This is a genomic window from Ferruginibacter paludis (assembly GCF_030409685.1).
GTDB classification, from domain to species: domain Bacteria; phylum Bacteroidota; class Bacteroidia; order Chitinophagales; family Chitinophagaceae; genus Ferruginibacter; species Ferruginibacter paludis.
This window is the reverse complement of the sequence record NZ_JAUFQJ010000006.1, coordinates 76,079-88,849: the sequence shown is the minus strand read 5'-3', so window position 1 is coordinate 88,849 and position 12,771 is coordinate 76,079. Positions and strand designations below refer to the sequence as shown.

Annotated in this window: 11 protein-coding genes; 10 read left to right on the top strand and 1 reads right to left on the bottom strand. The window is 37.6% G+C overall.

Annotated features, from left to right (window positions below):
* Positions 1 to 89 precede the first annotated feature (89 nt).
* On the bottom strand, positions 90 to 965 hold the full coding sequence (locus tag QWZ08_RS10925) for a pirin family protein (RefSeq protein ID WP_290337443.1): 876 nt from the start codon (positions 963 to 965) through the stop codon (positions 90 to 92).
* 878 nt (positions 966 to 1,843) lie between these two features.
* Here QWZ08_RS10925 and QWZ08_RS10920 point away from each other — a divergent pair.
* The 10 genes from QWZ08_RS10920 (at position 1,844) to QWZ08_RS10875 (ending at position 12,672) form a co-directional block, all read left to right on the top strand.
* Positions 1,844 to 2,743 (top strand): oxidoreductase, encoded by a 900-nt coding sequence (locus tag QWZ08_RS10920; protein WP_290337442.1) that lies wholly within the window; start codon positions 1,844 to 1,846, stop codon positions 2,741 to 2,743.
* 407 nt (positions 2,744 to 3,150) lie between these two features.
* Positions 3,151 to 3,948 (top strand): alpha/beta hydrolase, encoded by a 798-nt coding sequence (locus QWZ08_RS10915; RefSeq protein ID WP_290337441.1) that lies wholly within the window; start codon positions 3,151 to 3,153, stop codon positions 3,946 to 3,948.
* Positions 3,949 to 4,189: 241 nt separating this feature from the next.
* Positions 4,190 to 4,960 (top strand): ZIP family metal transporter, encoded by a 771-nt coding sequence (locus QWZ08_RS10910; RefSeq protein ID WP_290337440.1) that lies wholly within the window; start codon positions 4,190 to 4,192, stop codon positions 4,958 to 4,960.
* A gap of 1 nt (position 4,961) precedes the next feature.
* Positions 4,962 to 5,546: a M17 family peptidase N-terminal domain-containing protein gene (locus QWZ08_RS10905; protein ID WP_290337439.1), complete on the top strand. Its 585-nt coding sequence runs from the start codon at positions 4,962 to 4,964 to the stop codon at positions 5,544 to 5,546.
* A 10-nt stretch (positions 5,547 to 5,556) separates the two neighbouring features.
* Entirely contained in the window at positions 5,557 to 7,431 is a 1,875-nt protein-coding gene (locus tag QWZ08_RS10900; protein ID WP_290337438.1) for an amidohydrolase, read from the top strand.
* 228 nt (positions 7,432 to 7,659) lie between these two features.
* The gene (locus tag QWZ08_RS10895; RefSeq protein ID WP_290337437.1) at positions 7,660 to 9,267 is read left to right on the top strand and encodes an MFS transporter; all 1,608 of its coding nucleotides are present in this window, start codon (positions 7,660 to 7,662) and stop codon (positions 9,265 to 9,267) included.
* 458 nt (positions 9,268 to 9,725) lie between these two features.
* Complete coding sequence (locus QWZ08_RS10890; protein ID WP_290337436.1) at positions 9,726 to 10,412, top strand: hydrolase; 687 nt, start codon at positions 9,726 to 9,728, stop codon at positions 10,410 to 10,412.
* A gap of 97 nt (positions 10,413 to 10,509) precedes the next feature.
* Complete coding sequence (locus QWZ08_RS10885) at positions 10,510 to 11,355, top strand: alpha/beta hydrolase fold domain-containing protein (RefSeq protein WP_290337435.1); 846 nt, start codon at positions 10,510 to 10,512, stop codon at positions 11,353 to 11,355.
* A complete protein-coding gene (locus tag QWZ08_RS10880; protein ID WP_290337968.1) occupies positions 11,316 to 11,579 on the top strand; it encodes an alpha/beta hydrolase fold domain-containing protein in 264 nt (87 codons plus the stop codon). Before QWZ08_RS10885 ends, QWZ08_RS10880 begins: the two co-directional genes overlap by 40 nt.
* Before the next feature lie 94 nt (positions 11,580 to 11,673).
* Complete coding sequence (locus QWZ08_RS10875) at positions 11,674 to 12,672, top strand: alpha/beta hydrolase (RefSeq protein ID WP_290337434.1); 999 nt, start codon at positions 11,674 to 11,676, stop codon at positions 12,670 to 12,672.
* The last annotated feature ends 99 nt before the right edge of the window (positions 12,673 to 12,771 follow it).

Genomic DNA, 12,771 nt, shown 5'->3' with positions numbered 1-12,771 from the left:
TATTTCATCGCTTACCAAACTCTCCACTTAATAAGCGTTACCTGTTGGTGCTTTTGATTTTCACCTGAGCAAAAATTGACAGAATAACATCAGCCCAGTGTCATAGGAACTTCCATTAATAATACTTCAGCATCGGCGGAATTTGCTTTTAGTGATATTTTTTTTGTATTCGATATGCCCAATCCATCCCGTTGGTTAAGTTCGATACCGGCAATGCTGAAGTTGCCTTTTATTACAAAAGCATATACTCCGTTAGTAGATTTTTTTAAGTTATAATCAATTTTAAAATCGTTATCAAATTGTCCGATATGAAACCATGCATCCTGGTTGATCCACACACCTGCATCATTGCTATCCGGGGAAAGTATCTGCTGCAGGTTATTGCGACGGTCATTGATATTTAAGGATGCCTGATCATATCGGGGTGCTACGTTTTTTGTTCTTGGGAACAACCATATCTGTAAAAATTTGGCCTGCTGGTCCTCGTTTTTGTTGTATTCACTGTGGAAAATTCCGGTGCCAGCACTCATCACTTGTATATCGCCATGTTTTATAATGGCTATGTTTCCCATATTATCTTCATGCTTAAGGTCTCCTTCCAGTGGAATTGAAATAATTTCCATATTATCGTGCGGATGTCTTCCAAATCCCTTACCAGGATCCACACGGTCATCGTTCAACACACGTAACACACCAAAGTGCATTCTTTCAGGATTGTAATAATTGGCAAAACTGAAAGTATGGTAGCTTTCTAACCAGCCATGGTCAACATGTCCTCTCGAATTTGCTTTGTGTAATAAAAAATTTACCTCAGGAGTAGTAACCCCTTCCATGTTAGGAATATGCCTCATTGCTTCTATCTTCTTTAATTCATCATTATTATTAAGTAAGTTATTGGATTCTGAAGTGGCGGATAAGATTCCTGTTCCTGTCGTGTCTTTTTTTAGACTATGCTTTATTTTCATCTGCGATCATTATTTTTTATAAAGAAGTGTAAAAAATATTATTTTCCTGGGCTATATTTTATCTAATCTGACTCCGCATAAAATTGTTAAACTGTTTGTAAGACAATAGTTTTTGAGGAACAATAACATACCCACCATATATCCTTTTTCTTGCAGCATAGGTTATATAATAATGCTCATACAAAAAAAATAACAGGCTCTTCACCCATAACCCTGGATGTTCCGGTAATTGATGGTATTTTATTATCCATTTAATTCCAGTTTTTTTATTCTTTGCAAAAATATAATGGTAAGCATGTTTGTGTTTTGTCCATAAGCTCCAAAATTATTTATTTATTAAGTCAAGGCAGGTAACGGGAATGATATGAAATCTTTTTTTCGAAAATTTTTAAATTAACTCAATGCATTTAAATATGGGAAGGCTACAAAAACGGGGAAGCTTACAATAAGACCGATGGTTTATTTAGTCAAAATAAATGAACGGATTAGCGTAATGAATTTCGTCTTTAATCTTCAATTTTAGAAAATATTTAAAATGAAAACATGTAAGGTATAAATAATGATTCAGTACTTGATATCCGGGCAGCGATTGCTCTGACAACAAAAAAATCTGGCAGAATAATAATTCTGACAGCAGATAGCGTTGAGGGTATAGAATTTTTCTATCCATGAGAGGCACTTGAAATTATTGATGCAGGCGGAACGTACATTGATGAACCTAGGGTTGAGGATGGACAGTTTCTAACATAAATGAAACCAGGAGATTTACCAGTTCATTTATCCAGTTTGTTTAAAAGATTGAGAGCGGTTGGCGAATTAGAATATGAAAAGGTGAGCAGGTTTGGCTTGCTGTAGTTTATGTCAAAAAATAAAGTTTTATGTGGACAAAAAAAGATATCGGGAATCAGGCAGGAAAGACGGTAATCGTTACCGGTGCAAATTCAGGAATTGGATTTGATACTGCATTGGCACTTTATCAGGTAGGAGCTTCAGTTACAGTTGTTGCCAGGGATCAGATTAAAGCAAATTATGCAATTATTGAAATGTTAAAATCCAGGGGTAATGGAATATTGGAAGCTGGTGTGGCGGATTTATCTAAACCGGAGTCTATAAAAGAATTCGTTGAAAGTTTTTCTAAGAATCATCATTCTCTTGACTTGCTGATTAATAATGCAGGTATAATGGTACCACCGGCAACAAAAACAGAAATGGGGTATGAATTACAGTTTGCCGTAAATTTTTTGGGACATTTCTCTCTTACAGCATACCTCTATCCTTTGTTAAAAGCTACCGCAGGGTCGAGGGTAATTACCGTAACTAGTCTTGCTTATCTAAGTGGCCAGATTGATTTCGAAAATCTCAAAATGGAAAAAGGTTATAGAGCAAATCGTGAATATGCTCAAAGTAAATTGGCTGACTTATTATTTAGTATTGAGTTACAACGCCGGATTGATAAATGGGGTGATAAAGTTTTGTCTGTCGCATCACATCCAGGTTTAACAAACACTAACTTATCGAGGTACATGAGTGAGGAAATTTACATTGCTACAATCGAACGGCTCGGAGTCATAATGCCAAGTGATCAGGGTGCATTATCTACCTTGTATGCTGCAGTGTTTGAAGATGTTAAAAAAGGCGGTCTGTACGGACCTGATGGGGAAAATGGACTTAGCGGTTATCCGGCCTATACAGCTACCAGCGCTCTGGCAAATGATCGCATTTTAGCAAACAAATTATGGAAAAAGGCTGAAGAAATTACCGGGCAAAATTTTTCATAAAACTTATTTTGCTTTTCTGTATTTTTTTATAAGCTAAAATGTCTTCTGCGGCAATATTTCTTTTAATACCTGTAACGTTCTTCAGATATTGGATTTGGATAATTAAAATTTATATAGAACTTCAAGAATACCTACTTAGATATTTTCGCAAAAACACTCTGCGATATTCAGTATAGGCTGAGTTTTTCTTTCCCACTCTGCATTAAAAGCTGAATTTATTTCTTCTAAATCAGTTGAGCCTTTTCCCTGTTCTAAGATTACTTAATAAATGAACTAAACAATCAAAGAAAATGAGTTCAATAGACAATTGCATAGCAGATGTCTGTGTGATCTTTGTATAAAAAGAACCGAAAATTTATAACGCACTTTTCTTACTCATAATAATTTTGAAAATAAAAAATAAATCAATGAAAACAAAAATCTATTCCTTAAAATTAAAAGTTGGTGTAGCCTTATTGAGTTTAATTGTTTTTTGCACGTCGTGGTTGCTGCAACCTGCACAGGCACAGACAAAGGAAAAAATAAACAACATTGTAATTGTTCACGGAGCCTTTGCAGATGGTTCTGGTTGGGAGGAAGTTTACAATATACTTACAAGAAAAGGATACCATGTAACGATTGTGCAAAACCCTTTGAGTTCTTTGGAAGATGATGTGGCCGCTACAAATTATGCATTGGAAAGGCAACAGGGGCCGGCCATTCTTGTAGGGCATTCCTGGGGGGGAACTGTTATTACACAAGCAGGTGTTTCTCCAAAAGTTATACGATTAGTTTACATAGCAGCCTTTCAACCTGAAGTAGGTGAAACTACCGGACAGTTGGCTTCATCAGAACCGGCTGCACCAGAGAATGGAATTATGCTACCCGATGAAAATGGTTTGATTTATTATTCCAAAGAAAAATTTCATAAAGGTTTTGCTGGTGATTTAAGTAAAGAAAAAGCAGACTTTATGTACGATTCACAAGGTGCAATTGCAGTAAAATGTTTTACGACTCCTGTAACAGTGGCCGCATGGAAAACCAAACCCACTTACGCTGTAGTGGCAACTGAAGATAAAAGTATCAATCCAACTATAGAAAGAAAAATGTACAAGCGTGCAGGGTCAATTGTTACAGAAATTAATGGCAGCCATGCAGTTTTTATGTCTCAATCAAAAAAGGTAGCAGCAGTAATTGAAGCTGCAGTTTTGGGGACTGGACTGTAGAAAATCATTGAGACTGATAATAACAAATTTGTTTTCAAGAGTATTATTGTTTTATAATGAAGACTGAAAATTTAAAGTAAAGTATGACTATATCGGGATTTTAATCTCGGTTGATTTTGTATGTAAGCGGAAAGTGTTTAGTTGCTGATTATATTAAATCTGGCATAGTTTAATAAAATAATAGAGTAAAGATGAGGGATGGTAATACGTCGGCTTTTTTATTATAAATGATTGGATATAAATGACAAATTTATTCACTTTTCCACTTTGGTTTATGGCTGCTTTTTGGGGTATGGTAGCTGGTACTGCGCTGTTGATTGGTGCATTAATAGGTTATTATATTCCAATCCAACAAAAGATAATAGGTTCTATTATGGCATTTGGAGCCGGTGTATTAATTTCTACTATTGCCTTTGAATTAATGGACAAGGCTCGCAAACAAGGTGGATTTTATGCAGTTGCTATAGGTTTCCTTATGGGGTCTTTGATATATACCGTTGCAAATAATTTATTGACTGGTAACGGGGCAAAAAACAGGAAACGATCAGGTGATCAGCAGGTAACAGAATTACCACAAGACCAACGGGGTGTGTTATTGGCAATGGGTGCATTATTGGATGGAGTGCCGGAATCTATTGCTATTGGTATTGGTATGATAAAAGGGGGAGCTGTTGAGATAGTGACTGTATTAGCAATATTCCTGTCCAATATTCCGGAAGGTTTGTCAAGTTCAGCTGGTATGAAAAAGGCAGGCCGTAGTAAATTTTTCATTTTTTCAATCTGGACAATCATAGCAGTCTTATCTAGCATTTCTTCCTGGGCGGGATATACTTTTTTCTTTAATTTTCCAGATGCTGTTAATGCAACAATTACTGCTTTTGCTGCTGGCGCTATATTGTCTATGCTTTCTATTACCATGATGCCAGAAGCGTATGAAGATACACAAACTTATACTGGTTTAATAACAGTATCGGGATTTTTAACTGCTTTTATTTTATCTAAATCTATATAAAATGGCAAACAAAACATTACTAAATCCACTCAATATTTTTGCTCTTGTTAAAGGTCCGGGAGCCGTGGAAGCCGATTTAGTCATTGCTGGGTTTTTTGAATATGAACCTGGTGAGCCGGAACTTATTGGTGGTGCTAAGCAATTGAATGATGGCTTGAAGGGTCTTGTAATGAGGTTTAGAACGGATGGCAGTTTCGATGGTAAAACGGGTAACGTGTTTTTATTTAAAACCCCAGAAAACACCATTCCGGCAAAAAATGTAATGCTGATTGGCCTGGGTGAAAAACAGTCTTTTAATTTAGATAAAGTGAAGATTGTTGGAGGTATAGCCCTGCATAAGGCGATGATTTCTTCCTTTTATGATATTGCTTTTGCACCAGAAGTAAGAGATGCTGGTGTATTAATTTTTAGTGCAGCAGAAGTTGCAACAGCTTTTACAGAAGGAGTAATGGATGAGTACAAAGCCCTGTTGTCAAGTAATGTTAAAGCCATAAAAATGAATTCGTTTAAAATATTGGCAGGCGCAACACACGAGCCGGATGCAATAGCAGGGATAGATATTGCACTGTCAAAATATCAAGCTTAAAATTAATTATATGCAGCCCACAGAGACTACTACCACCTTTGCCGACATGATCCTGGTAAATGGTAAATTTTATACAATGGATGATAGTCAACCAATTGCTACCAGTGTAGCAATTGGTAAAGGAAAGTTCATTGCAGTTGGTTCGGCAAAAGAAACTGAAGCCTACAAGGGCGTAAATACAAAAATTATTGATCTTAATAATCAAGTTACCATACCGGGTTTATATGATAGTCATATTCATTTAATAAGGGGGGGATTAAATTATAACATGGAATTGCGTTGGGATGGTGTTACATCTTTATCAGATGCACTGAATATGGTAAAGCTTCAGGCAGAAAAAACCCCACCACCGCAGTGGGTTCGTGTAATAGGCGGATGGAGTGAGTACCAGTTTAAAGAAAAACGGATGCCCACATTAAAAGAGTTGAATGATGTAGCAGCGGATACGCCTGTTTTTATCATGCATTTATACGACCGTGCTTTATTAAATGCTGCTGCTTTAAGGGCCATTGGTTACGATAAAAATACACCTGATAATTTTAAAGGTGGATGTATTGAAAGGGATAAGGCAGGTAATCCTACAGGATTGTTTTTGGCTAAACCCAATGCATTTATTTTATATAATGCCTTGAACAAAGGCCCTAAATTATCTTATCAGGATCAGTTAAATTCTACCCGTCAGTTCATGTCAGAATTAAACAGGCTTGGTCTTACCAGTGTAAGCGATGCAGGTGGTGGTTTTCAAAATTACCCCGAAGATTATGAAGTAATAAAGCAACTTGCAGATAATGATTTGATGACGGTCAGAATCGCATATAATTTATTTACTCAAAAAAATGGTGAAGAATACAATGATTATAAAACATGGGTTGATGAGAATGATGTAAATAAAGAGCATGATTTTTTAAGACTGGATGGTGCAGGAGAAACATTGGTTTATTCTGCTTCGGATTTTGAAGATTTTTTGCAGGAGCGGCCCGGGTTTGAACCAATTATGGAATCTGAGTTAGAAACAGTTGTTGAACTTTTAGTGGCACATAGTTGGCCATTCAGGCTTCACGCCACTTACAATGAAAGTATCTCCCGGTTTTTAAATGTGTTTGAAAAAGTAAACAGCTACCAGTCTTTTAAAGGATTGCGCTGGAATTTTGATCATGCTGAAACTATTTCAGAGGCTAACCTGGAAAGGGTTAAAAAATTAAATGGTGGTATTGCGATTCAGAACAGAATGGCTTTTCAGGGTGAGTATTTTATAAACAGGTATGGAAGTGATGCTGTTAAACAAACGCCACCTGTAAGAAAAATAATTGACTTAGGAATTCCAATGGGAAATGGCACCGATGCAACCCGTGTATCAAGTTATAATCCCTGGGTTTCTCTTTATTGGACGATAACAGGCAAAACAGTGGGTGGCACTGCAATGTATGATGAAAATAATTTGCTAAACCGAACAGAAGCATTAAAGCTTTACACTGTCGGAAGTGCAACACTAACAGGTGAGGAAACAAAAAAAGGAATGATTAAACTAGGCATGTTGGCAGACTTGACGGTTCTTTCGCATGATTATTTTAATATCCCTGAAACAGAAATAAAGACAATCACAGCTACGCTTACAATAGTGGGAGGTAAAATAGTTTATGCAGATGGTGAATTTAGTAAGGAGTCGCCACCTGCTTTGCCAGTAAGTCCGGGGTGGTCGCCTGTAAAACTCTTTGGTGGTTATTATAATATTCCGGGAACTACGCAGGAAGCAAAACCATTGGAAACAAAGCAAGCTTACACTTCTCATACTCATAGTCACAGCGGTCACTTACCCGGGCACATGCATTGGGTGCAGGGTTGGGATAAACTATGGGGTTTTGGTTGTGATTGTTTTGCTATTTAAAATGGTAAGATAGTTTACGAGCCATAACAAAATATTTTACAATCCAGTTAGAAAGAGTATAGGTCGGCATCGTTTAGTCTTCACTTGCCTCAAATGTGTAAGAGGATATTTGATTAGCAGATGTATCTCAATGTCATATTTTAATAAGTATGCTAACAATATGAAACGATAAATACGTATAATAAAATCTGAATTTTAAATTAGAGGCAAGTGTAAAAAATCCCCAAAATGTCAACAGCTACCACCGCTAATGTAACCTCGCCAACGGCTAATTCATTCTGGAGTCCTTTTAAATCTAAAATATTCCTGGTTATATGGCTGGCAGCTTTTTTTTCAGATCTTGGAATGTGGATGCAAGGGGTTGGTGCAAGTTGGATAATCACCCGGCAAACTGCTTCCCCTCTTTACATTTCATTAATGGTAACAGCAACTAGTCTACCTATGTTTTTGCTGGGGATTCCTGCGGGTGCTTTAGCAGATATTTTTAATAAAAGAAAAATCCTGCTGCTTACCCAATCCTGGATGTTTATTATGGCGTTGATACTGGCTGTATTTGGTTTTCTTAATTATACACCTCCTCTTTTAATGCTTGTATTATCATTTTTACTGGCATTGGGGCCTGCAATAAACGAAACCGTGTGGCAAGCCATTGTGCCGGGTTTAGTGCCACCAGCACGCCTTTCGTCCGCTATTACTTTAAATGGTGTCAGTATTAATCTTTCACGGGCAATAGGACCGGCATTAGGCGGTTTGATCATCAGTTTTTATGCTCCCGAATATATTTTTATCGTAAATGCAGTATGCTTTTTGGGTACACTTTTAGCGGTTTATTTTTGGAGTGGAATGCCTGCAAATGAAACGCTGCAAACAGAGCGTTTTGTAAGTGCGATGCGTATTGGATTAAATTATGTTCGTTATGCTACTCAATTGCATCCCGTGCTTATCAGGTCGGTAACTTTTGCAATTGGTGCAAGTGCTTTATGGGGTTTATTGCCGTTGATAATAATTCAAAAATTACATCAGACTGCCGGCATATATGGCGCAATGCTATTTAGCCTTGGCGGGGGAGCTATAATTTCGGCAATAATACTTCCGTCAATCAATAGTGTTTTAAATATTGATCAAAAATTATTAATTGCCGTTTTATTGGTTGGGGCAAACCTGTTAATACTTCATTTTTTTTCTAATAACTATTTACTTTTTGCAGGACTTTTTTTTGCTGGTATCGGTTGGTTAATGGCGATGTCCAGTTTTAATGTAGCCATACAGACCAATGTTCCTGCATGGGTATTATCCCGGGCAATAAGTGTTTACCTGTTATTATTTCAGGGTGGTATGGCATTGGGAGGTATTATTTGGGGTACAATTGCTTCTAGAATGGGCATACAGTATGCTATTTTTTTAGCATTTGGATGGATGGCAGCAAGTTTATTATTAGCAATTCCTTATGCACTTAAAAATATATCCATTGGTAGTTTTACACCTGCAGCAAAAATAAATACACTGGTTCCGGCTTTGGAAATTACGGAGAGCGATGGCCCTGTGCTGGTTTGGATTGACTACGAAGTGTCTCAAGAAAATATTCAGCAATTTACTACTGCAGCATTATTATTAAAAAATCTGCGAATGAGAAATGGCGCAATGCAGGTTGGCGTTTTTCAAAACATTACGTCGCCAACAATTATTACTGAATTCTTTATTGTGGAATCCTGGTCGCAATACCTGTTACAGATACAGCGCTACACTACGGATGATATCGCTATTGAAGAGGCGGTATTAAAATATCATTCGGGTAATACACAACCGGCAAAAAGAGTTATGATCTCACAAATATAAATATGGGAAGTGATTTTTTAAAGTCTTTTTTCACAATTTTTTACATCCAGGTTGCTGCTTCATTCACTACTGAATTAAAATATCCGCAAACAAATTCAATGAAAAATTGAACTGAACAATCAAACAATATGAATTAATTAAGCAATCCTTTTTATAGTCTGTAAATGAACTTTGAGAAAAGAAAACCATAATAATTTACCACAACTCATGATACTGTTTTCAATTGTTCTTAAAAGTTTTTTTGATGAATTTGTTGAAAGTATAAACAGGAGTTTTTTAATTGATAACGTAATAAAAGATCCACAATGGTATGTGGTACACGGGAGTAACACAACGATGTTGAGCATTGATAAAATGCTTGTTACATAACTGTATTTGCGAAATGCCTATTTTTTCGGGAATGACCAATGCTTCTTAGTCCGGGCAATAAATAAAACATTCATTTTAAAACAAATTTTATGTCATCCACAAACAATGTTAACACCAATCCAAAGGCGGGGCTTGATGCTTTGCTAACACCTGATAATTGCGCCTTGCTGATAATTGACCATCAACCATTTCAGTTTGCCGGAGTAAAGAGCCACGATACCCAAACCATTATAAATAATGTAGCGGCATTAACAAAAACCGCAAAGGGGTTTGGTATCCCTACGCTCTTTTCAACCGTTCGGCAGGAACGTGGCGGGTATTTGATTAAACAACTCCAGGAAATATATCCTGATCAAAAACCGATTGACCGCACCTGGATAAATGCCTGGCAGGATGAACGTGTGGTAGACTGGGTGAAACAGACTGGCAGAAAAAAGTTAGTGATTGCAGCACTGTGGACAGAAGCGTGCCTGTCTATGTGTTCTATACATGCGGCAGGTGAAGGCTATGAGGTTTACATTGTTACTGATGCTTCTGGCGGCGTTAGCCTTGAAGCACATGAAATGGCTATACAAAGAATGATACTTGCAGGCTGTATGCCTATAACATGGGGAGTGTTTATAATGGAACTGCAACGGGATTGGGCACGTACAGAAACAGGCCCTGTTGTTGGAGAAAATCTGGTTGATTACTGGGGCGTAGTTGGTAGCGTGCTTACGTGGGAACATCAATTTCTTGCAACACCGGCAATGGGATTTGAGGGTGTTAGCGCTTAGTATTTACAGAATATAGGGGGGTAAATAAAGTTTCTATTAAATGTACATCCACTCAATTTACAAACACCCATTTTTTTATAAAAAGTAATTTTTTAAAATGAAGCGATCATTAACTATAAACCGCTTGCTATCGGGTATTCAGCAAAATTTTAAAAATATTTTTTTTATTCTGTTTACGGTTTTTATTCAAAACATTGCTGTCGCCCAAAAGGATTATGCCACTGATCCAAATCTTTCGGTTGAGGTAAAAGCTTTTTTAAAAGTAATTAATAGCGGTGGACAACCAGTAGAGAGTTTACCTGTATTAGCAGCACGAAAGGTGTTGGTGGATGCCCAGGCATCGGTGAATGTAGATTTATCAGGGATTGATGTTTCTGAGAAAACAATCACGAGTGATGGTTTTAAAATTAAACTCAATATAGTGAGGCCTGCAGGAGTGAAGGGAGTGCTTCCTGTATTCATTTTCATTCATGGCGGAGGATGGGTCTTAGGAGATTTCCCAACCCATAAACGCATGGTACATGACCTGGTAGTACTCTCCGGTGCAGTAGGAGTGTTCGTAAATTATACGCCAACGCCGGATGCCGTGTATCCAAGAGCTATCAATGAAATTTATGCGGCAACTAAATGGGGAGCTGATCATGGATCAGAATTAAATGTAGATGGCAAACGACTTGCTGTGGTGGGAAATAGTGTGGGTGGTAATATGACTGCTGTAACGGCTTTAATGGCAGAGGCTAAACACGGACCGGAGATTAAATTACAGATAATGATGTGGCCGATTGTGGATGCTGATTTTAATACAGAATCTTATCGTCTTTTTGGCAGAGATCGTTTTTTATCGACATCATTAATGAAGTGGATGTATGATATGTACATCAAGACCCAGGAAAACGATCTGATATTTATGCATCTCCCTTACGGGCAACCGTTGATCAATTAAGGGGACTGCCGCCGACTTTGATACAGGTGGCAGAAAATGATATTCTTAGAGACGAGGGAGAAGCGTATGGCAGGAAGTTAGATGAAGCTGGTGTTAAAGTAACAACAATCCGTTACAATGGTGTAATCCACGATTTCGGTTTACTGAATGGGCTTGCTGAAATTCCACAAACCCGTTCATTATTTGTACAGGCTGCTGCCGAATTGAAAAAATATCTTAAATAAAACTACTCCTTTAGCAATCATCCCATGTTATAAACCTTAAAGAATAAATCCAGTTAGATAAAGAAATTATAAATCATTTAAACATACAATTATCATGAGTACAGCAACAATGGAAAAGCCTTCAAAAGTTGTCGACTTTGCAACTGATCCCCATCTTGACAGTCGTGTAAAAGCCTTTTTAAAAATTTTAAATGGAGGAGGTGGCCCACCTCTTGAAACCCTTACACCGCTGGAAGCCCGGCAGGTGTTGGTAGATGCTCAGGCATCTGTAAAGGTTGATTTGTCCGGTATAGAGGTTGATGAAAAAATTATTTCAAGTGATGGTTACAAAGTAAAATTAAACATCGTAAGGCCGGCGGCTGTAAAGGAAATATTGCCTGTATTTATTTTTATACATGGCGGTGGCTGGGTGCTGGGCGACTTTCCAACGCATCAGCGAATGGTAAGGGACCTTGTAGTGCTTTCCGGTGCTGTAGCAGTGTTTGTAAATTATACACCAACACCAGATGCAGTATATCCCCAGGCAATTAATGAAATTTATGCGGCTACAAAATGGGTGGCTGAACATGGGAATGAAATAAACGTGGATGGAAAAAGGTTGGCAGTGGTGGGTAATAGTGTGGGAGGTAATATGACAGCTGTTACTACCCTTAAGGCCAAAGAGAATGCTGGCCCCGAAATAAAATTTCAGATTCTGTTGTGGCCTATTGTTGACGCCAATTTTGAAACAGAATCTTACCAACTTTTTGGTCAGGATCGGTTTCTTACTACCTCGATGATGAAGTGGATGTACGATATGTATATCAAAGATCCGGCATCAAGAAAAACAATTTATGCCTCTCCATTACATGCCGGTATTGAACAATTGAATGGATTACCTCCGGCGCTAATTCAGGTAGCTGAAAATGATGTATTACGTGATGAAGGAGAAGCTTATGGCCGCAAACTGGATGAAGCCGGAGTTAAAGTGACAACCATACGTTACAACGGAATGATCCACGACTTTGGATTGTTAAATGGATTGGCTGAGGTACCTGCTGTAAAATCTTTATTTGTACATGCGGCAGCAGAACTTAAAAAGTACCTGGCATAAATGCCGTAAATACTACAATACATTTTGGCTAATTAAAAGAAAGCAAAAATATCAGCAATTATCTAACAGATAGGTTGGCACATATAAATAGATGAGTGT